Source organism: Streptomyces sp. NPDC045431 (genome assembly GCF_040646655.1).
Lineage (GTDB): Bacteria > Actinomycetota > Actinomycetes > Streptomycetales > Streptomycetaceae > Streptomyces.
In genome coordinates, this window is the sequence record NZ_JBEZAQ010000001.1 from 916,986 (window position 1) to 937,771 (window position 20,786).

Below are 20,786 nucleotides of genomic sequence, written 5' to 3' on the forward strand. Positions count from 1 at the left end.
TGTTGACGCCCCGAGGCGCTGCTTCCCTGTCGGCGACGGCAGTTGGGGGTGGTTCAGCCGAGAGCCGCGAGCAGGTCCCCGGCCGCCGCCTGCTCCAGGCCGCAGCCGTCGACGGCGCCCGGCAGCAGCCGGTACACCGTGCCCGACGCCCGTTCGGGTGCCACCGAGCCGTCCACCAGGGCCAGCAGGACATGCCGCCCGGCCGCCGCCCGGGCGGCCGACGCCACCGGATCCTCCCCGGCGCGCCGCGCGTCCGGTGCCCGGTTCGTACGGATACGCCGGGCGTACGAGCCGAGGGTCTCGCCGACGTGCCGCGTGAAGGAGAGCAGTTCCCCGTCGCGCAGGACGGCGGTCTCCTCCGCCCGCGCCGCCGCGTGCCACACGGCAAGGTCCCACAGGGTCGTACGCCCGGCCGAGAAGTACTGGAACAGGTCCTTCCCGATCCGGCCCAGGTCGCGGCTGTGCCGCGCGACGCTGTGGTACCCCTCGGACGGCGGCAGGTGCAGATCCGCCCACAGGAAGGCGCCCCGCTCCAGGTCGACCAGCATCGGCACATGGATCCTGGACTCGCCCACCAGGTCGTAGCGCTGGCGCACCGCCTTCGGGTCGTACCGCGCGCTCCTGGCCTCCTTCGACCGCAGCGACATGAAACCGGCGAACGCGTCGGTGAGTTGGTCGAAGGGGATGTTGTTGAAGCTGAAGACGAGGGGCAGCGCGAACCGCACGCCCGCCGCCCTGAGCCCGTCCAGGTCCAGATCGACGTACTCCGTCGCCCCGTCCGGCGCGGGGGCGGACGTCAGGTCGCCGGAGTGGACAGCGGCCCTGCGCCCGTACACGAGGTGGGTGTAGTCGCACAGGCCGAGGTACGTCCACTCCGCGTCGTACAGCGCGACCGACAGGTCCAGGTCGACCCGCGTCCCCGGGGGCTGCGTCCAATGCAGGAACAGCCGCAGCACCTCGCCCTCCGGCAGCCGCTGCGTGCTGCCGCGGGGAACCGACACCAGGGCCTTGGCCGCGGCCCCCTCGGCGGAGGGGACGGCAAGCCCGGACAGGCCCGCGTCGAGCACGGCCAGCCGGAAGCGGGAGGCGGTGGACAGCCGGCGCAGCACCTCCGCCTCCAGCAGCCCGCACACCCGCTCGGTGACGGCGGCGGGCAGCGGCGCGCGCGTGTCCTCGACCGTGTACGTGTGGGTCACCCGGCCGCGCGGGAAGAACACCCTCCGCTCGGCGGGCAGGTGACGTCCCCGCAGGCGTCCGAGCGCGGCCAGCAGCGGGCCGGGACCCGCGCCCGGGAGGACCTCCATCAGCGCCTGCGCCTCTGCCTCCGTCAGGCTCGCGCCGGCCTCGCCGTCCAGGCGCAGCAGGTGGTCCAGGCGACGCAGCAGCTCTCCGGGCCGCTGGAGGAGCAGCGCGAGGGCCGTGGAGCGGTCCCGGGCGCGCAGGGCCTCCTCGACCCGGCCGGACCAGGTGTTCGCCCTGATGCGCGTGCCGGTGATCCGCACCGCACGCGGGTGCTCGGCCGCCGTGCGCCGCAGCGCCTCGCCGAGGGAGGCGGAGACGGCCGCGGTGTCGGTCCCGCGCAGCACCGCGAAGGCGAGGGCCGCCTTTGGGTGGTCGCCGTGCCGCTCGTACGGGTGGAGGACCTCGGCGGCACGCTTCCACGGCCCCGGGTACCGCAGCACGTCCTCGACCAGCGACTCGGCGGCCAGCCCGTCCAGGACGGCGAGCAGCTGCCGGCGCAGGCCGCGCGGCAGGGACCGGAAGCGGTGGCGCTCCAGCAGGTCCGGCTCGCCGCCCGACCAGACGGCGAGCAGCCGCAGCACGTCGGTCGCGGTGGTCAGCCGTTCGTCCAGCAGGGGGCGTACGGCCTCCCGCGTGCGCGGATCGAGCAGCAGCGAACCCAGGACGAGCGCCTTGGTCTCCCGTACGGGAACGTCCTCGGGCAGCCAGTCCAGCGCGGGCGGCGCGTACGCCAGGAGCACCTTCAGGTCGTCACGGTCCTGCGGCGGCAGCGGCGTACGGCGGGCCAGCAGCGCGCCCAGCGCCTTGGCGGCGTCGGCGGACGGGTCGGTGCCCAGGTCCAGCGGGCACAGCGGACCGCCGGACGGCGCTTCGGGTGTGTGGCGCGACGGTGCGGCCGGCTTCAGGAACGGGTCCGCCGGGTCGATGCGGCGGTGGCAGAGGGGGCAGCCGGCGTAGTCGGCGCCGTCCCAGCAGGCCCGGCACACCAGATGCGCGCAGGGCGAGACGGGCTCGACACCGCCGACCGTGCCGCACAGCACGCACGGCTGGGCGGGCCACTGGAGCAGCAGCGCGAAGACCCGGTCCACATAGAGCCGGTCGGTGTCGTCCGGAACGGAGACCGGGAAATCGCGGAACAGCGGCATATGGGTGCGATCCGACCCCAGCTCGGCGTCCAGCCGGCCCAGCAGCTCCTTGCCCGCCTCCGCGAGCCCGGCCGGCCCCAGCCACGCGAGCGCGGCCCGCAGGCGCGCCGTCGGCGTGAATCCGCGCTCCAGGAGCTCGGCCTCCAGGGCGACGAGCCCTTCGGCCGTCGGCCCGTCCCCGGGGCGGGGCCCGGCCCCGCCGACGTAGACCGTACGGAGACGGCGGAGCAGTACGGACGACAGCGCGGACAAACAGATCCCCCTGGGAACCCGGCGACGGGAAGAAGTGTGAGGCGGGGACGGAGAGTGAGCGCGCTACACGGATTCTTTTGGAGAGAAGGAGAAGGAAGCACGCGTGCGGAGCCGTCCCCGCGTGCACGGACTCTAGGGAACACCCGTACGGGGCCGCCACCCAATTTGGGCTGCGGCCAACGGGCATCCGGCCCACGCGGGTGAGACCCTCACCGGGTGACCGATGCACCATCCCACGACGAGGCGCACGCCGGCGCGCTCGGCACCCGCCTCAACTGGCTGCGCGCCGCCGTCCTCGGAGCCAACGACGGCGTCGTCTCCACCGCCGGACTCGTCGTCGGCGTCGCCGGCGCCACCGACGACCGCGCCACACTCCTCACGGCCGGCCTCGCGGGCCTGCTGGCCGGCTCCATGTCCATGGCGGTGGGGGAGTACGTCTCCGTCTCCACGCAGCGCGACTCCGAGAAGGCCGCGCTGGCCCAGGAGAAGCGCGAACTGCGCGAGCAGCCGGACGCCGAACTCGACGAACTCACCGACCTCCTGGCGGCCCGCGGCCTGAGCCGCGACGTCGCCCGCGAGGCCGCCGAACAACTCACGGAACGCGACGCCCTGCGTGCCCACGCGCGCGTGGAGCTGGGCATCGACCCCGACGAACTGACCAACCCCTGGCACGCGGCCGGAGCGAGCTTCCTCGCCTTCACGGTCGGCGCCCTGCTCCCGCTCCTCGCCATCGTCCTGCCCCCCGCGCCCCTGCGCCTCCCCGTCACGGTGCTCTCGGTCCTCGCGGCCCTCACCCTCACCGGCTGGTCCAGCGCCCGCCTGGGCGACGCCCCGGTGCGCCCGGCGGTCCTCCGGGTGGTGGGCGGGGGCGCGCTGGCGATGGCGGTGACGTACGGGGCGGGGTCGCTGCTGGGGGCGGCGGGGGTTTAGGCGTTGCGGACGATGCGGCCGGGGGCGAAGAGCTCCTCGCCGATGAGCGGCATGTCACCGGTCAGGGTGATGGTCAGCCGGTCCAGGTCAAGGAGGGGGCGGAGGTCGATGGGGCCGTCGTGGCCGTGGCTGTGCGAGAGCCCGAGGGAGGTGAGGTCGGGGAGGTCGCGGAGCGGCTCCAGGCCCCCCAGGAGCCCGCATTGGTACAGGAAGAGCTCGGTGAGCCCACCCAACGGAACGAGCGACCGGAGGTTGAGTCCGGTCTGCCACTGCAGTCGGAGGAACCGCAGCTCGGGGAGGGCCTGCCGGGCCAGCAACTCATTGCGTTGCGTGTCGCTTGCCAGGGAAAGCCAGCGCAGCGCCGGCCATCGTTCAAGGCCGTCGAGGCCCAGATGCCCAGCGCGTGCGTACAAGGCGAGCTCTGTGAGCTGAGGCCCCACCGGCACCTCGGCCAGGGAGCGGGCAGCACATCGGAAGTCCAACCCCATATGGTCCAGCTTGCCCAGCGTCCCCAACGGTTCCAGGGAGAGGGGCGGCTCCGCCTCCAGCAGGAAAAGTCGCTCCAAATCCGTGCCCGCGAGCGGCGACAGATCTGTCATGGCCCCGCATCTGTACAAGCCCAGCCTACGTAGGGAGGGCATCTCCGCCAGCGGGCCCAGATCAGTGAGGACCGGGTTGTTGTTCAGATGCACGTACTCCAGAGCTTGCAGTACGTGCAACGGTCGCAGGTCACTGTGGGCCCCACCCACAGAGACGGACTTCGCGCAGGGGACATGGCGAAGAGCGGCCAACTGCTCCGGCGTACGTACACGAACGTACGGAACCCGCCACTCACCCGCGCTCAGCACCCGCCGTGCATAGACCTCCGTGTCGAACTGCCCCCACGCCTCGGACACCTGATCCGCGACCCGGAACCGCTCGTCCCCCCGGAACCGCGCGATCACCTCCAGCCCCGCATCCCCGCCCACCAGCGCAGCCGTCCGCACCACCGCCGCAGCCGCCTGCTCCTCCAGCCCCTCCGGCCCCGGCAGCAGCTCCAGCACCAGCTCGCCGACCTTGGCCAGTTCCTCCGCGTCCGCGAGCGAGCGTGGCGGCACCAGCTCCCTCGCGCGGGTCTCCACCTCCGCCCGCACCGCCGGGTCCAGCTCCGGCGCGTGCTCCAGGCAGGCCGCCGCCAGGAGGACCAGGCGGTGGCGGAGCCGGGGCGCGCGGTCGGCGCGCTTGAGCAGCTGCCGCAGCAGACGCGCGCGCTCCTCCACGCGGGCGTGGCCCACCGCCATGCGGACGACGTCGTCCCACTGGTCGTCGTCCGCGTGGCGCACCAGCACGCCGAAGTCCCGCGTCTCGACGGCCGCCTTGGCGCCCAGGTAGTCCTGGAAGGTGCGGTGGACGAAGTCGACGGAGCCCGGAACCGGCTCGCGCAGCAGACCGCTGCGGATCAGCAGGTGGGCGAAGACGGCGTCCGGGCCCGCGGTCACCTGGGGCATCGCGGTGAGCCACTCGCCCACCATCTCGACGGCCTCCGCACGCGCCGCCTCCGCCTGCCCGTTGCGGACCAGCCAGTACGCCAGGCGCTGGAGCAGCGCGGTCTGCTCCTCGCGGGACAGAGCCACGCCCTCCACGCAGCCGATCTCGCGCTCCATGTCACGCCGTACGAGCAGCATGTCGAGCGCCGCGTCGTACAGCTCCTTGCGGGCGCGCGGGAGGTGCATGCGCCGGTCGCGGTTGAGGGCGCACAGCAGCGCGCACATCAGGGGGTTGGTGGCCAGCCGCCCGAGGTCCCGGCGGGTCGTGACGGCCTGGAGGAGCGACTGCTCGTACGTGTCGAGGAGTTCCGCCTCCGCGGGGCCCTCCAGCCGAGCCGAGGCGTGCCAGTGCGCGACGAAGGCCCGGATGTCCTCGCGGTCCATCGGCAGCAGCGAGCGGGCCGTGAAGCCCTGGGCGGCCAGCCAGTCCTCCGGCACGGCGGACGGCCGCGTGGTCACCACGTACCGCGCCTCCGGGAAGGCGGCGATCAGGGACTTCAGCCACGCCACGGTACGGCCGCGCAGCCGGGCCGGGACCTCGTCGACGCCGTCGACCAGTACCAGGGCCCGCCCGGACGACAGCAGCGACTCCACCCACCCCCCGGGCGCCGAGCCGTGCAGCGGGACGCCCGCCGCCCGCAGGAAGTCGTCCGGGAGGGGCAGGGCATCCGCCGAGGTGAAGGCGCGCAGCCGCAGGACGAACGGCACGCACCGGTTCCAGTCGGCCAGCTCGGCGGGGAAGCTGCGCCGGGCCGCGTTGAGCGCGAGCCACTGCACGAGCGTGGACTTGCCGGAGCCCGCCGGACCGCGCAGCAGGACCCGGTCCGACTCGGCGAGCGCCTGCTCGGCCGTGACGGCGCCCCGGCCCGCGTGCGGCAGGTCCATGGCGTCGCGCCGCTCCACGCCGGCCGTGTCGCTCACCGTGAGGCTGATGTAGGCCGTGTCCAGCGGCCACTCGCTCGCCGACCGTCCGAGCGTCAGCCCGAACAGCTCCAGCCGCCCGTACGTCTCCGTCACGTACGCCGCGTACCGCTCCTCGAACTCCACCGCCGCCGCGTCCCGGCGGCGGTGCGGGGCGGCGGCCAGGTCCTCCACCAGGGCTCGGGTGCGACCGGCCGCACGGGTCTGTTCCACCGCCGCGCGGGCCGGGAAGGACGGGTGCGCCGTCAGCTGCTCCACCAGGTGCGCGCAGCACAGCGCGAGCAGCTCCTCGTACAGGTCGAGCGCACGCGGGCTCAGCCCGGCCGCCGGCGCGCGCAGCTCACCGGCCAGCCGCCCCGGCTCCAGGTCGAGCCGGAAGAGGCGTTCCGCGTCGATCTCCCCGGCGGCCGCGAAGGTGTCCCGTACGGAGTCGACCGCCGCCAGGCGCTCGTGCTCGGGGAGGGAGCCGTACGGCGCGGTGAGCCGCTCGGACAGGACCCGTGCCAGCCGGTCCGGTTTCGCCGGGCGGGGGAGGGGGCGCACGGGGCGGTCCACCAGCCCCGCGCCCGCCCTGGGGGCGACCAGCGACCGCGCGACCGCGCCCAGCACCGTACCGGCGAGACGAGCGACCGCAAGTTCCATACCCTGCACGGCGATTGATCCCCCTCACGCTGCCCCTGCCACCGGATCGTACGACGCCGGTCTTGGCGGAAGTCGCCAAAGCCCGCTGACAAGTCGTCTCGCATACTTGTCGGTAACCACCTCTAGCCGCGCCACGATCCCCCGCTCTACGGTGCTCGCATGCCGCCGAACCTGCCCGATGTCGTGCTGTGGTCCATCCCCGCGTTCGTCCTGCTCACCGTCCTCGAGATGGTCAGCTACCGACTGCATCCCGACGAGGACGCCGCCGGGTACGAGGTGAAGGACGCCGCCACGAGCATCGGCATGGGGCTCGGCAGCATCGTCTTCGACCTGCTGTGGAAGGTCCCGGCACTCGCCCTCTTCACCGCCGTCTACGAGCTCACGCCGCTCCGTGTCCCCGTCCTGTGGTGGACCGTTCCGCTGATGCTGCTCGCGCAGGACTTCCTCTACTACTGGTCCCACCGCGGCCACCACGTCATCCGGATCCTGTGGGCCTGCCACGTCGTCCACCACTCCAGCCGGAAGTTCAACCTCACCACCGCGCTGCGCCAGCCCTGGACCTCGCTCACCGTGTGGCCGTTCTTCCTGCCGATGGTGGCGCTCGGCGTGCACCCGGCGGCGGTCTTCTTCTGCTACTCCGCCAACCTCGTCTACCAGTTCTGGGTGCACACCGAACGGATCGGGAAGCTGCCCCGCCCCGTCGAGTACGTCTTCAACACCCCCTCCCACCACCGCGTCCACCATGCCTCCCAGGGCGGCTACCTGGACCGCAACTTCGGCGGGATCCTCATCCTGTGGGACCGGATGTTCGGCTCCTTCGTCGCGGAGACGGAGCGGCCCGTCTACGGGCTCACCAAAAACATCCACACGTACAACCCGCTGCGCGTCGCCACCCACGAGTACGCGGCCATCGCCCGTGACCTGCGCGCCGCCCGGAGCTGGCGCGAGCGGGCGGGGCGGATCTTCCGCGGGCCCGGCTGGCAGCCGGCGGCGCTCGACGCGCGGGTCGAGCCCCCGGTCCCGGAGCGCACCGCGTGACCCCGGTCCCCAGGGGCCCGGTCGCCCGGGTGCTGCTCCTCGCCTTCGTGGTGGCCGTCGCCGCGGACCTGGCCGCCCTCCTGGCCGGGTCCGACACCGGGCACCGGATCGCGAAGCCGCTGCTCATGCCGCTGCTCGCGGCATACGCGGCATACGCGGCATACGCGGCGTACGCGGCGTACGCGGTGTACTCGGCGTCCGCGGTGGCGGGCCACGCGCCGGGGCGCGTACCCCGGCCCCTGCTCGCCGCCCTGCTCTTCGGCTGGGGCGGTGACGTGTTCCTGCTGTCCGACGCGGAGTGGGCCTTCCTCGTCGGCATGGGCTCCTTCGCCGCCGGACACGTGTGTTACCTGTTCCTGTTCCGCCGTGCCCGTACGTCCCCGGCTCTGGGGGCCGTCTACGGCGCCGCTCTCGTCGTCACGGTCGTCCTCCTCTGGCCCGGCCTGCCCGCCGACCTGAGGGTTCCGGTCGCCGGCTACGCGGCGCTGCTCACGGCCATGGCGTACCGCGCGAGCGGGCTGGGTCTCGCCGCCGGGGCGGGCGGGGCGCTGTTCCTGCTCTCGGACACGCTCATCGCCGCCGGGGTCGCCGACTGGCCGCAGCCGCCCGTCCCCGACTTCTGGATCATGGCCACCTACACGGCGGCCCAGTACCTGCTGGTCCAGGGGGTGCTCCGGACAGCCGGTCAGGGACCGAGCCACTCCGCGCGGTCCGTGCCCAGCGGCGCGGGCGGTCGTGTCCAGTCCGCCGGGCCCCCTTCGTACGACACGGGCGAGCGCGCGTAGCGCAGCCGTCCCATGGGGCTGTCCCGTTCCGTCAGCCACCGCTCCGGGTCGTACGGGCCGCCGCCCTCCGGGCCCTTGGCGAGGCCGTGCGTCAGCCAGTGCGCAGTCTGCGTCAGCGCCAGCCGGGCCAGGCGGGTCCCGCCGGCCCCGTGCTGCTCGGTCAGCGCGCGCAGGACGGCGGCGGCGAGCAGATAGCCCGTGCCGTGGTCCAGGGCCTGGACGGGGAGGGCGCCCGGTTCCTCCGCGGAGCCCTCCAGCAGGGCGATGCCCGTCGCCGCCTGGACCAGGCTGTCGAAGCCGCGCCGCCCGCCCCACGGGCCGTACCGGCCCCACGCGGACAGCTGCGCCACCACCAGACCCGGGCGGCGCTCGTCGAGCGCCTCGGGGGAGAGCCCGAACCGGTCCAGCGCGCCCGGCCGGTAGCCGGTGACCACCACATCGGCGTCCGCCAGCAGCTCCTCGAACGCCCGCCGGTCCGCTCCCCGCCCCAGGTCGAGGGCCGTCGACCGCTTGCCCATCCCCGTGTCGTTGTGCGCCTCCGGGGTCTCCGGCAGCTGCGGGGCGTCCACCCGCAGCACGTCCGCGCCCAGCAGCGCCAGCGTGCGCGTGGCGACCGGCCCGGCGAGCACGCGCGTGAGATCCAGCACCCGCACGCCGGCGCACGGCGACGGAGCCTCACCGCGCACGCGCCCCGGCAGCGCACGCGCCCCGGGCACCCGCGCCGGGGCGTCACCGAGGCGCTCCAGCGTCAGCAGCGGTTGCCGCGCCACCAGGGCGCCCTGTTCGTGTGCCGCCCACGCGGCGGGGCCGCGTACGGCGACGGCGAGCCCGCCCGCCGCGTACACGGCGTCCTCCACGGCCACGGCCGGGCGTTCGGCGATCGCCGCAGCGACGGCGTCCGGCCCGGCGCCGCCCGGCAGGCCGAGCGCGGCGAGGAGCCGGGCCCGGTGGTGCGGATAGTTGGCGTGCGTCCGCACCCATCCGTCCGCGGCCCGCCAGAACCGCGACAGCGGCGCGAACCCCTCCCAGGGGCGCCCGTCCAGCCGTACGAGGCGGTCGCTGCGGAAGGCCGTCGCGACCGCCCCGTCGTCCACCCGTACGCGCGGCACGGGCCGCCCCGTACGGACCGCGCCGAGCTCGGCGGCCGCCAGCGCGCAGACCGCCACCGTCGCACGGGCCAGTTCCATGACCGGCAGCCGCGCGGGCAGCCCACCGGACGGGCCGCCGTACGCGACCCGGTCCAGGAGGGCGGCGTCGGCACCCAGTGCCACCCAAGCGGACTCCGTGGCGGCGGGACAGGTCGGCTCCATACCGCCACTATGGCACTGGGTGCCACCTCAGGGAAGGTCCTACGACGGGCCTAGCGGCGCACCGCGTCCAAGGCGTCGACCATGCCGACGCCGTAGAACCCGTTCCGCCGCTCATCGCCCTCGCACACCGCGTCCACCGTGCCGTTCTTGTCGATGTCGTACGGAACGGTGCACGGCATGGCGTCGGCCCGCGCGTACAGCAGCGCCTTCACCTCGGCCGGCGTGGCATGCGGCCGTACGGACTTGACCAGCGCCGCGACACCCGCGACGTGCGGCGACGCCATGGACGTACCGGACTTGTAGGCGTACGTGTGGCCGCCGCGGAACGTGGTGGAGAGGATCCCGCCCTTGGTGGCCGGCGCCTGGGGCGGCTGGTACACCGTCGAGTCGCCGCCCGGCGCCGCGATGTCCACGACGCCGAGGCCGTAGTTGGAGTACGAGGACTTCAGCCCCTGCGCGCCCGTGGCCGAGACGGTCACGATGCCCGGCAGCTGGGACGGGATGTCGAAGCACTCACGCGTGTCGACGGTCCGTACCACCGGGGTGGTGTCGTTCGGGCTGGTCTTGTCGGTCAGGGTCTCGGCCGCCAGGTCCATCCGCGCGTTGCCGGCCGCGGCCACGTTCACCACGCCCTTGCGCTCCGCGTACCGGGAGGCGCGCGTGACGGCGTCGACGAGCGCCTTCTGATCGGGGTCCGTCGTGCAGTTGAACAGCCAGGGGTCCGTGTAATAGCTGTTGTTGGTCACGTCGACGCCGTGCTCCGCCGCCCACACGAAGCCGCAGACGACCGCCTCCGTGTAGTACAGGCCACTGTCCGGCTCCGCCACCTTGAGGCTGGAGACCTTCACCCCCGGGGCGATCCCGGTGACGCCGATCCCGTTCTTCGCCGCCGCGATGGTGCCCGCCACGTGCATGCCGTGGTCGCTCTCCTCGGCGGCCGGCCGCCAGGCGTTGTCCTTCTGCACCGGTACGCCGCCGAGGCAGCTCGCCGACGCCGCGCGGTCGAAGTTCGGCGCGATGTCCGGGTGCGTGTCGTCGACGCCCGAGTCGAGCACCGCGACGGTCACGGCGCGGCTGCCCGGCGTCTTGAGGTGGGCCTTGTCCGCCTTGATGGCGGGCAGGTCCCACTGCAGCGGCTGCAGCGGATCGTCGTCGGCCGTCGAGGTGGCCGCCCGCGCCGTCGCCGCTCGCGCCTCAGCGGCGGTCAGCGGCTGGTCCGCCGCGACGTCGTCGCTGGTCTGGGCCGCCAGCGGAGCGGTCCGCGTCGCACCGGCCGACTCGACGCCCGGCACCGCGCGGAGCTCCGCCGCGAAGTGCGGGTTGGCCGCGTGGACGACGATGACGCCGATCTGGTCGTACGCGATGACCACCCTGCCGCCGGCCGCGGCTATCGCGCGCTTCACCGCCGCGGCGGTGGCCTGGCCGCCCGTCACGTTGACGACGTACGACATCGCCGGCCCGGCCGCTGTGGCGGCCTGCGCGGGGGCGACCGGTGCCGGTGCCGGTGCGGCCGACGCCGCGCCCGCCGGCAGCAGCAGGCCGAGTGACGCCGTGAGCGCCAGTCCGGCGGGCAGGGCGGCGTGACGCCGGCCGCGCCCGGATCCCAGATGAGCCATGGGTTCTCCACATCATCCGTGACGGCCGCCCCACCGGGTGAGGTGTGGGCGGGTACATGACGAGCGAAGCTAGCGCCGATCATCCCGGCGCAGCAACGAGTTGGCCGATCCGGGCGACCGCACGAGGAAAAAACGGCTGGAGGTGAACCGCTTCGCCCGGCTCCCCGTGACGTTGACAGGGAGAACCGTGAGGTTCTTTCCGTCCCTGCCCAGCCCATCCGCGTCGCGAGGAGTTTTTCGTGGCTACCGATGCACCGCCGCCCCCTCGGGGCGGTACGGACACCAGCCCTGTCCAGCCCACGACCGAGTCGTTCGTCGAGGTGCAGGGGAGTGCTGAATTCGGCGAACTGCGCCGCACGTACCGCTCCTTCGCCTTCCCCCTGACCATCGCCTTCATCGCCTGGTACCTGCTGTACGTGCTGCTGTCCAACTACGCGGGCGGCTTCATGGGCACCAAGCTCTTCGGCAACATCAACGTGGCGCTCGTCCTGGGCCTCGCCCAGTTCGTCACCACGTTCCTCATCGCCTGGTTGTACTCGCGGCACGCGGCCGAAAAGCTCGACCCCAAGGCGGAGGCCATCAAGACCCGTATGGAGGCCGACGCATGAGCGCCGTTCACCCCACCGTCCTGCTCGCGGCCGGAGCCGGTGACGCCTCGGAACACCGGCCGCTGATCATCACGCTCTTCGCTTGCTTCGTCGTCGCCACCCTCTTCATCACCGTCTGGGCCGGCCGCCAGACCAAGAGCGCCGCCGACTTCTACGCGGGCGGGCGGCAGTTCACCGGCTTCCAGAACGGCCTGGCCATCTCCGGCGACTACATGTCCGCCGCGTCGTTCCTCGGCATCGCCGGAGCCATCGCCCTCTTCGGCTACGACGGCTTCCTCTACTCCATCGGCTTCCTGGTCGCCTGGCTCGTCGCCCTGCTCCTGGTGGCCGAGCCGCTGCGCAACTCCGGCCGCTTCACCATGGGCGACGTCCTGGCGTACCGGATGCGTCAGCGGCCCGTCCGCACCGCCGCCGGCACGTCGACCATCGTCGTCTCGATCTTCTACCTGCTGGCCCAGATGGCGGGCGCGGGCGTGCTCGTCTCCCTGCTGCTCGGCATCACCTCGGACGGCGGCAAGGTCGCGATCGTCGCCCTCGTCGGCCTGCTGATGATCGTGTACGTCACCATCGGCGGCATGAAGGGCACCACCTGGGTGCAGATGGTCAAGGCCGTCCTGCTCATCGCGGGCACCCTGCTCATCACCCTGCTGGTGCTGTGGAAGTTCAACTTCAACATCTCCGACCTGCTCGGCAAGGCCGCCGAGAACAGCGGCAAGGGCGCCGCCTTCCTGGAGCCCGGCCTCAAGTACGGCGCCACGGGGACGTCCAAGCTCGACTTCATCTCGCTCGGCATCGCGCTCGTCCTCGGCACCGCCGGACTGCCGCACATCCTGATCCGCTTCTACACCGTGCCCACCGCCAAGGCGGCCCGGAAGTCCGTCAACTGGGCCATCGGCATCATCGGCGCCTTCTACCTGATGACCATCGCCCTCGGCTTCGGCGCCGCGGCCATCGTCGGGCCCGCCGACATCACGGCCTCCAACAAGGCGGGGAACACCGCGGCTCCGCTGCTCGCCCTGCACATCGGCGGCGTCGACTCGGCGGGCGGCGCCATCCTGCTCGCCGTGATCTCCGCGGTCGCCTTCGCCACCATCCTCGCCGTCGTCGCCGGGCTGACCCTCGCCTCGTCCTCGTCCTTCGCGCACGACATCTACGCCAACGTGATCCGCAAGGGGCAGGCCACCGAGAAGGAGGAGGTCCGCGCGGCCCGCTGGGCGACCGTTTTCATCGGCATCGTCTCCATCGCCCTCGGCGCCCTCGCCCGCGACCTGAACGTGGCCGGGCTCGTCGCCCTCGCCTTCGCCGTCGCGGCCTCCGCCAACCTGCCGACGATCCTCTACAGCCTCTTCTGGAAGCGGTTCACCACCCAGGGCGCCCTGTGGTCGATCTACGGCGGCCTGGCCGCGTCCGTCGCGCTGGTGCTCTTCTCGCCGGTCGTGTCGGGCAAGCCGAGTTCGATGTTCCCGGACGCCGACTTCGCCTGGTTCCCGCTGGAGAACCCCGGTCTGATCTCCATCCCGCTGGGCTTCCTCCTCGGCTGGCTCGGCTCCCTGCTCTCCAAGGAGCAGCCGGACAAGGGCAAGTACGCGGAACTCGAGGTCAAGTCCCTCACCGGTGTCGGAGCGCACTGACCCGGACACCGTACGAAACGGGCGGGCGGGCCGCGTCGTAGGTCCCTACGACGCGGCCCCGCCGCTCCTGTGGACAATGGCCCGTGTCGTTGTCAGTGGTCTCGCGTAGTCTCGCTGGTAGACGGATCCCGGTAACTCGGGGGAGGGGGCCCCAGTGCTCATCGACACCTTCGGCCGCGTGGCCACTGACCTGCGGGTCTCGCTCACCGACCGCTGCAATCTGCGGTGTACGTACTGCATGCCCGAAGAGGGGCTGCAGTGGCTCGCCAAGCCCGACCTGCTCACCGACGACGAGATCGTCCGGCTGATCACCATCGCCGTCACCGACCTGGGCATCACCGAGGTCCGGTTCACCGGCGGCGAGCCGCTCCTGCGCCCCGGGCTCGTGGGCATCGTCGAGCGCTGCGCCGCCCTGGAGCCCCGCCCCAAGATGTCCCTGACCACCAACGGCATCGGGCTCAAGCGCACCGCCACCGCCCTCAAGGCCGCCGGTCTGGACCGGGTCAACGTCTCGCTCGACACCCTGCGGCCCGACGTCTTCAAGACCCTCACCCGCCGCGACCGCCACCACGACGTGCTGGACGGCCTCACCGCCGCCCGCGACGCCGGCCTCACCCCGGTGAAGGTCAACGCCGTCCTCATGCCGGGGCTCAACGAGGACGAGGCCCCCGACCTGCTGGCCTGGGCCGTGGAGAACGACTACGAGCTGCGCTTCATCGAGCAGATGCCGCTCGACGCCCAGCACGGCTGGAAGCGCGACGGCATGATCACCGCCGGCGACATCCTGGAGTCCCTGCGTACGCGCTTCACGCTGACGCCCGAGCCCGACGAGGCGCGCGGGTCGGCCCCCGCCGAGCGCTGGATCGTCGACGGCGGCCCGCACCGCGTGGGCGTCATAGCCTCCGTCACGCGTCCCTTCTGCCGGGCCTGCGACCGCACCCGCCTCACGGCGGACGGCCAGGTGCGCACCTGCCTCTTCGCCCAGGAGGAGACCGACCTCAGGGCCGCGCTGCGCTCGGACGCCCCCGACGAGGAGGTCGCCCGGATCTGGAAGCTCGCGATGTGGGGCAAGAAGGCCGGCTCCGGCCTGGACGACCCGAGCTTCCTGCAGCCGGACCGCCCCATGTCGGCGATCGGCGGCTGAGGCCCGGGCTCGGAGCCTGGACGCGGCGGTCGGCGGTCGGCCGTCCTGCTCGGCGCCCGGCCGTCCTGCCCGGCGGTCGGGGGGCCCGCTCAGCGGTCGGCCGAGCCCGACTCCCACTCGGCGAGCGTCATTACGTCCTTGAGGAACCCGCGCACGCCCAGGAACTGGGACAGGTGCTCGCGGTGCTCGTCACAGGCCAGCCAGGTCTTGCGGCGCTCCGGCGTGTGCAGCTTCGGGTTGTTCCAGGCCAGGACCCACACGGCGGCCGTCCGGCAGCCCTTGGCGGAACAGATGGGCCGGCTCGCCTGCTGGGTCTCCGGCTGGCTCTCCGGCTGGGTTTCGTCGCTCACCACACGTCCAAACAAAAACGGCCCGAACAAAGGCGACGCCGAGCAGCCACGGGGGGAGCTGCCCGGCGTCGGTCCGTCGCTCCGACGGGGGATGCGGAGCGCCTACGCAGTATGTCACGCACACCCCGCCGCAGTGCACTGGAACGTCATGATTGATCTGAGCTTTTCTTGAGCTTGTATGCCCGCCGACCGGCGCCTCCCCGGCGGCCGCGGGTCACCTCTGCTCGTACTGCCGTTCCCCTTCGGGTTCCGGCTGACGTTCCGCTTTCTCCCGTACGGGCGGCTGCGCGGGCTCCCGGTCACCGTCCCCCGCGGGCTCCGGCGCCTCCAGCATCGGATGCGTGGGCGTCGGCGTGACGACGAAGCTCGACGGCATCCCGGGAGCGGTCTCCCGGCCCGCGTTCGCGATCACCACGGCGATGTACGGCAGCACCGCGCCGAGCACCAGCGCCACGATCGCCACATGCCGTTCCACGTTCCACAGGGACGCCGCCGCGATCACCGCCAACGTCCGCACCGACATCGAGATCACATAGCGGCGCTGCCGGCCCCGTACGTCGTCGGCCAGGCCCTGCCGGGCGCCGGTGATCCGGAAGACCTCGTCATGACCGCGCTTCCGCATCGCGTTCCACCACCCGACGTCTGTGCCGGACACTCCCCGGACCGGACCTGCTTCCACGGTACGCCCGCCCTGCGCCCCGTTCGAGAGCGGGGCACCCCTTCACCAGGCCATACACCCCCCTGCGTCCTGCGTACGGTTCGCCCCGACATGCGCCGTACGGCGCGGACCCGCACACTGTCGATGACTGCTCATGTCGATCCGTACCGATCTGTACCGAGGAGGCAGCCATGGGCTGGTTGTGGGCGATCATCGTGGGATTCGTGCTGGGTCTGCTGGCCAAGGCGATCCTGCCGGGCAAGCAGCACAGCCCCCTGTGGCTGGCCACCATCTTCGGCATCATCGGCGGCATCGTCGGCAACGCCCTCGCCCGGGCGTTCGGCATCGAGGCGACGCCCGGCATCGACTGGGGCCGGCACGCCCTGCAAGTCGTGGCGGCGGTCGTGATCGTCGGAGTCGGCGACATGCTCTACATGTCGATGCGCGGCAGGAAACAGCGCGCCTGACCGGCCGTGCAACAGACCGAGGCGGCCCGGGCGCGTCCTCCGTGCCCGGGCCGCCTCGGCCCTTCGTCATCCGCCCCGGGGGCGTCAGCCCGCCGCGACCTCGATCGCCGCCAGGTTCTTCTTGCCCCGGCGCAGCACCAGCCAGCGCCCGTGCAGCAGCTCCTCGGCCGAGACCTCGGCGTCCTCGGCGGTCACCTTGACGTTGTTCACGTACGCGCCGCCCTCCTTGACCGTGCGGCGGGCGCCCGACTTGCTCGGCGCCAGGCCGACCTCGACGAACAGGTCCACCACCTGGCCCAGCTCGGTGACCCGGGCGTGCGGCAGCTCGGCCAGCGCCGCGGCCAGCGTCGCCTCGTCCAGCTCCGCCAGCTCGCCCTGCCCGAAGAGCGCCTTCGACGCGGCGACGACGGCGGCGCACTGCTCCGCGCCGTGCACCAGCGTCGTCAGCTCCTCGGCCAGCGCACGCTGGGCCGCACGGGCCTGCGGCCGCTCCTCGGTGAGCCTCTCCAGCTCCTCGATCTCCTCGCGGGACTTGAAGCTGAAGATCCGCAGGAACTTGGAGACGTCCCGGTCGTCCGCGTTCAGCCAGAACTGGTAGAACGCGTACGGCGTGGTCCGCTCGGCATCCAGCCAGACGGTGCCGGACTCGGTCTTGCCGAACTTGGTGCCGTCGGCCTTGGTGATCAGCGGCGTCGCCAGGGCGTGCACCGTGGCCTGGGGCTCGACCCGGTGGATCAGGTCGGTGCCCGCGGTGAGGTTGCCCCACTGGTCGCTGCCGCCGGTCTGCAGGACGCAGCCGTGGCGGCGGTACAGCTCCAGGAAGTCCATGCCCTGCAGGATCTGGTAGCTGAACTCGGTGTAGCTGATGCCCGCGTCGGAGTTCAGCCGCCGCGCGACCGCCTCCTTGGTGATCATCTTGTTCACCCGGAAGTACTTGCCGACGTCCCGCAGGAAGTCGATCGCCGACAGCCCCGCCGTCCAGTCCAGGTTGTTGACCATGGTCGCGGCGTACGGCCCCTCGAAGTCGAGGAACCGCTCGATCTGGGCCCGCAGGCGCTCCACCCAGCCGGCGACGACCTCCGGGGAGTTGAGCGTGCGCTCCGCGTTCGGCTTCGGGTCGCCGATCAGGCCCGTCGCCCCGCCGACCAGACCCAGCGGACGGTTGCCCGCCTGCTGGATCCGGCGCATGGTGAGGATCTGCACCAGATTGCCCAGGTGCAGGCTCGGTGCCGTCGGATCGAAGCCGCAATAGAACGTGACGGGACCGTCCGCGAACGCCTTGCGCAGTGCGTCCTCGTCAGTGGAAAGGGCGATGAGCCCCCGCCACTGCAGTTCGTCGACGATGTCCGTCACGGTGACGTCTCTCCTTGAACGAAGTGGGATCGAACAGGTGCGGTGTTCCCTGTCAGTCTATGGGGGTCAGACGCCCAGGCTGACCGAACTCATGTTGAAGTCCGGCACCCGCAGCGGCGGCATCGCCGCCCTGGTGAACCAGTCGCTCCACTCGCGCGGCAGCGTCTTCTCGGTCCGGCCGGCCTCCGTGGCCCGCGACAGCAGGTCGACCGGCGACTCGTTGAACCGGAAGTTGTTCACCTCGCCGACGACCTCGCCGTCCTCGACGAGATAGACCCCGTCCCGGGTCAGCCCGGTCAGCAGCAGCGTCGCCGGGTCCACCTCGCGGATGTACCACAGGCAGGTCAGCAGCAGCCCGCGCCGCGTGGAGGCCACCATCTCCTCCAGCGACCGCTCGCCACCGCCGTCCAGCACCAGGTTGCCGATCGCCGGAGCCACCGGCAGCTGCGTGAGCCCCGCGCTGTGCCGCGTGGTCACCAGCCGCTCCAGGCGCCCCTCCCGTACCCACGCGGTGGGTTCCAGCGGCAGCCCGTTGTCGAACACCGACGAGTCGTCGCCCGACGCGTGCGCGATCACGAACGGCGCGGACTCCAGGCCCGGCTCGTACGGGTCGCTGCGCAGCGTCAGCGGAAGCGGGGAGAGGGTCTCGCCGAGCCGCGTGCCGCCGCCCGGCTTGGAGAAGACGGTGCGGCCCTCCGCCGCGTCCCGGCCCGCCGCCGACCACATCTGGTAGATCAGCAGGTCCGCCACCGCGGTCGGCGGCAGCAGCGTCTCGTACCGCCCGGCGGGCAGCTCGACGCGCCGCTCCGCCCAGCCGAGCCGCCGCGCGAGCTCCGCGTCCAGCGCCAGCGGGTCCACGTCCTTGAAGTCCCGCGTCGCCCGCCCCGCCCACGCCGAGCGCGTCCGGTCCGGAGACTTGGCGTTCAGCTCCAGCGTCCCGGACGGCTGGTCGTGCCGGAGCCGCAGCCCCGTCGACGTACCCAGGTACGTCGACGTCAGTTCGTGGTTCGCGAACCCGTACAGCTCCCGCCCGCCCGCACGGGCCCGGCCGAACGCCTCGCCCAGCGCGGGTGCGAAGTCCCCGAAGACCGCCGAGGACGTCTCGGCGGGCGCGTCCGTGAAGTCCGGCGACGCCGCGACCCCGGAGACCAGCGGCTGCGCGTCCTCGGCGGGCCCGGCCGCCCGCGCCGCCGCCTCGGCGGCCCGCACCAGCGGCTCCAGGTCCTCGGCCGTCACCGCGGACCGCGACACGACACCGGAGGCGGTGCCCTGCGCCCCGTCGACGGTGGCGATCACGGTGAGCGTCCGCCCCCGGGTGACACCGTTCGTCGTCAGGGTGTTGCCCGCCCAGCGCAGGTTCGCGGACGACTGCTCGTCCGCGATGACGACGCACCCGTCCGCGCGGGACAGCTCCAGGGCCCGCTCGACGATCTCGTACGGCTTGCTGACGGGGCTCATCGACCGGCCTCCTGCGTGGTGTTGAGACTGTGCTTGCCCGGGGGACGCCCCCCGGACCCCCAGCAGGGGGCGGTACGCGGCAGGCGCGTCATCGACCGGCCTCCTGCGTCGTGTTCAGGATGTTCACGCCCCGGAACAGGGCCGACGGGCAGCCGTGCGAGACCGCCGCGATCTGGCCCGGCTGGGCCTTGCCGCAGTTGAAGGCGCCGCCCAGGACGTACGTCTGCGGGCCGCCGACCTTCTCCATCGAGCCCCAGAAGTCCGTCGTCGTCGCCTGGTACGCGACGTCGCGCAGCTGCCCGGCCAGCCGCCCGTTCTCGATGCGGAAGAACCGCTGCCCGGTGAACTGGAAGTTGTAGCGCTGCATGTCGATCGACCAGGACCGGTCGCCGACCACGTAGATGCCGCGCTCCACGCCCCCGATCAGGTCCTCCGTCGACAGACCGCCCGGATCCGGCTGGAGCGACACGTTCGCCATCCGCTGCACCGGCACGTGCGACGGCGAGTCCGCGAAGGCGCAGCCGTTCGACCGGCCCAGCCCCGTCAGCCTCGCGATCCGCCGGTCCAGCTGGTAGCCGACGAGGACGCCGTCCTTGACCAGGTCCCAGCTCTGCGCCTCGACGCCCTCGTCGTCGTACCCGATCGTCGCCAGGCCGTGCTCGGCGGTCCGGTCACCCGTCACGTTCATGATCGGCGAGCCGTACACCAGCTTGCCCAGCTGGTCGAAGGTGGCGAAGGAGGTGCCCGCGTACGCCGCCTCGTAGCCGAGCGCCCGGTCCAGCTCCGTGGCGTGCCCGATCGACTCGTGGATCGTCAGCCACAGGTTCGACGGGTCGACGACCAGGTCGTACGTGCCCGCCTCCACGCTCGGCGCCCGCATCTTCTCCGCGAGCAGCTCCGGGATCTGCTCCAGCTCCGCGTCCCAGTCCCACCCGGTGCCGGTCACGTACTCCCAGCCGCGCCCGGCCGGCGGCGCGAGCGTCCGCATCGAGTCGAACTCACCGGTCGTCGCGTCCACCGCCACCGCCGTCAGCTGCGGGTGCAGGCGTACGCGCTGCTGCGTGGTGACGGTCCCGGCCGTGTCCGCGTAGAACTTGTTCTCGTGGACGGTCATCAGCGACGCGTCCACGTGCGCCACCCCGTCCGCCCGCAGCAGCCGCGCGCTCCACTCCGCCAGCAGCCCGCTCTTCTCCGCGTCCGGCACCGTGAAGGGGTCGATCTCGTACGCCGAGACCCACGTGCGGTCCGCGTGCACCGGCTCGTCCGCCAGCTCCACCCGCTCCTCGGAACCCGCCGCCGCGATGACCCGCGCCGACAGCTTCGCCATGGCCACGGCCTGCGAGGCGACCTTCGCCGCCGCGTCCATGGTCGGGTCGACCCCGGAAGCGAACCCCCACGCCCCGCCGTGCACCACCCGCACCGCGTACCCGAGGTCCGTGGTGTCCGACGACCCGGCGGGCTTGGCGTCCCGCAGCCGCCACGAGGCACTGCGTACGCGCTCGAGACGGAAGTCGGCATGCTCGGCGCCGAGCGCCCGGGCCCGCGCGAGCGCCGCGTCGGCGAGGGCCCGCAGCGGCAGCGCCGTGAAGGCTTCGTCGATGGAATGAGGCACGAATGTCTCCTGTCGTATGAGACCGGTCGCCTCAGATCATGTCGCGCCGCACGGTTCGCTGCCCAGTGCTTTCCGTGGTCCCGCCAGGGGTTTTCTGT

The 20,786-nt window shown here is 72.7% G+C and carries 16 protein-coding genes; 7 read left to right on the forward strand and 9 right to left on the reverse strand.

From position 1 onward, the window contains the following. Positions 1 to 53: 53 nt before the first annotated feature. On the reverse strand, positions 54 to 2,639 hold the full coding sequence (locus tag AB0A69_RS04115) for an MXAN_6230/SCO0854 family RING domain-containing protein (RefSeq protein WP_361415022.1): 2,586 nt from the start codon (positions 2,637 to 2,639) through the stop codon (positions 54 to 56). Positions 2,640 to 2,855: 216 nt separating this feature from the next. On the opposite strand from AB0A69_RS04115, the gene AB0A69_RS04120 reads away from it, so the two are divergent. Then, positions 2,856 to 3,569, forward strand: coding sequence for a VIT family protein (locus AB0A69_RS04120; RefSeq protein WP_361415024.1), 714 nt, complete (start codon positions 2,856 to 2,858; stop codon positions 3,567 to 3,569). Here AB0A69_RS04120 and AB0A69_RS04125 read toward each other — a convergent pair. Beyond that, the gene (locus AB0A69_RS04125) at positions 3,566 to 6,658 is read right to left on the reverse strand and encodes an NACHT domain-containing protein (protein WP_361415026.1); all 3,093 of its coding nucleotides are present in this window, start codon (positions 6,656 to 6,658) and stop codon (positions 3,566 to 3,568) included. The two genes, AB0A69_RS04120 and AB0A69_RS04125, sit on opposite strands and share 4 nt — an antisense overlap. 159 nt (positions 6,659 to 6,817) lie before the next feature. Between AB0A69_RS04125 and AB0A69_RS04130 the strand changes: the two genes are divergently transcribed. Further along, on the forward strand, positions 6,818 to 7,696 hold the full coding sequence (locus AB0A69_RS04130) for a sterol desaturase family protein (RefSeq protein ID WP_361415028.1): 879 nt from the start codon (positions 6,818 to 6,820) through the stop codon (positions 7,694 to 7,696). Beyond that, positions 7,693 to 8,481: a lysoplasmalogenase gene (locus AB0A69_RS04135; protein ID WP_361415030.1), complete on the forward strand. Its 789-nt coding sequence runs from the start codon at positions 7,693 to 7,695 to the stop codon at positions 8,479 to 8,481. Before AB0A69_RS04130 ends, AB0A69_RS04135 begins: the two co-directional genes overlap by 4 nt. Here AB0A69_RS04135 and AB0A69_RS04140 read toward each other — a convergent pair. Together AB0A69_RS04140 and AB0A69_RS04145 are read right to left on the reverse strand one after the other, a co-directional pair. Beyond that, positions 8,382 to 9,791, reverse strand: coding sequence for a CoA transferase (locus tag AB0A69_RS04140; RefSeq protein ID WP_361415032.1), 1,410 nt, complete (start codon positions 9,789 to 9,791; stop codon positions 8,382 to 8,384). The two genes, AB0A69_RS04135 and AB0A69_RS04140, sit on opposite strands and share 100 nt — an antisense overlap. A 50-nt stretch (positions 9,792 to 9,841) precedes the next feature. Next, the gene (locus AB0A69_RS04145) at positions 9,842 to 11,407 is read right to left on the reverse strand and encodes a S8 family serine peptidase (protein ID WP_361415034.1); all 1,566 of its coding nucleotides are present in this window, start codon (positions 11,405 to 11,407) and stop codon (positions 9,842 to 9,844) included. 239 nt (positions 11,408 to 11,646) lie between these two features. Here AB0A69_RS04145 and AB0A69_RS04150 point away from each other — a divergent pair, with 239 nt between their 5' ends. The 3 genes from AB0A69_RS04150 to moaA all read left to right on the forward strand — a co-directional run bounded on the left by AB0A69_RS04150 (position 11,647) and on the right by moaA (position 14,790). Beyond that, positions 11,647 to 12,015: a DUF485 domain-containing protein gene (locus AB0A69_RS04150; protein ID WP_361415036.1), complete on the forward strand. Its 369-nt coding sequence runs from the start codon at positions 11,647 to 11,649 to the stop codon at positions 12,013 to 12,015. Then, positions 12,012 to 13,646: a cation acetate symporter gene (locus AB0A69_RS04155; RefSeq protein ID WP_361415038.1), complete on the forward strand. Its 1,635-nt coding sequence runs from the start codon at positions 12,012 to 12,014 to the stop codon at positions 13,644 to 13,646. The genes AB0A69_RS04150 and AB0A69_RS04155 overlap by 4 nt, the downstream gene beginning before the upstream one ends. A 154-nt stretch (positions 13,647 to 13,800) precedes the next feature. Next, complete coding sequence (gene moaA, locus AB0A69_RS04160) at positions 13,801 to 14,790, forward strand: GTP 3',8-cyclase MoaA (protein WP_361415040.1); 990 nt, start codon at positions 13,801 to 13,803, stop codon at positions 14,788 to 14,790. An 89-nt stretch (positions 14,791 to 14,879) separates the two neighbouring features. Here moaA and AB0A69_RS04165 read toward each other — a convergent pair whose 3' ends face one another. Then, a complete protein-coding gene (locus AB0A69_RS04165; protein ID WP_361415042.1) occupies positions 14,880 to 15,140 on the reverse strand; it encodes a hypothetical protein in 261 nt (86 codons plus the stop codon). A 214-nt stretch (positions 15,141 to 15,354) separates the two neighbouring features. Continuing rightward, the gene (locus tag AB0A69_RS04170; protein ID WP_361415221.1) at positions 15,355 to 15,762 is read right to left on the reverse strand and encodes a DUF3099 domain-containing protein; all 408 of its coding nucleotides are present in this window, start codon (positions 15,760 to 15,762) and stop codon (positions 15,355 to 15,357) included. A 227-nt stretch (positions 15,763 to 15,989) separates the two neighbouring features. Here AB0A69_RS04170 and AB0A69_RS04175 point away from each other — a divergent pair, with 227 nt between their 5' ends. Then, positions 15,990 to 16,265, forward strand: coding sequence for a GlsB/YeaQ/YmgE family stress response membrane protein (locus tag AB0A69_RS04175; RefSeq protein ID WP_361415044.1), 276 nt, complete (start codon positions 15,990 to 15,992; stop codon positions 16,263 to 16,265). 84 nt (positions 16,266 to 16,349) lie between these two features. On the opposite strand, the gene tyrS is transcribed toward AB0A69_RS04175, so the two are convergent. The 3 genes from tyrS to AB0A69_RS04190 all read right to left on the reverse strand — a co-directional run bounded on the left by tyrS (position 16,350) and on the right by AB0A69_RS04190 (position 20,688). Continuing rightward, complete coding sequence (gene tyrS / locus AB0A69_RS04180) at positions 16,350 to 17,618, reverse strand: tyrosine--tRNA ligase (RefSeq protein ID WP_361415046.1); 1,269 nt, start codon at positions 17,616 to 17,618, stop codon at positions 16,350 to 16,352. 66 nt (positions 17,619 to 17,684) lie between these two features. After that, positions 17,685 to 19,076, reverse strand: a complete 1,392-nt coding sequence (locus AB0A69_RS04185; RefSeq protein ID WP_361415048.1) for a metallopeptidase TldD-related protein — start codon at positions 19,074 to 19,076, stop codon at positions 17,685 to 17,687. A gap of 88 nt (positions 19,077 to 19,164) precedes the next feature. After that, a complete protein-coding gene (locus AB0A69_RS04190) occupies positions 19,165 to 20,688 on the reverse strand; it encodes a TldD/PmbA family protein (RefSeq protein WP_361415050.1) in 1,524 nt (507 codons plus the stop codon). Between the last annotated feature and the right edge of the window lie 98 nt (positions 20,689 to 20,786).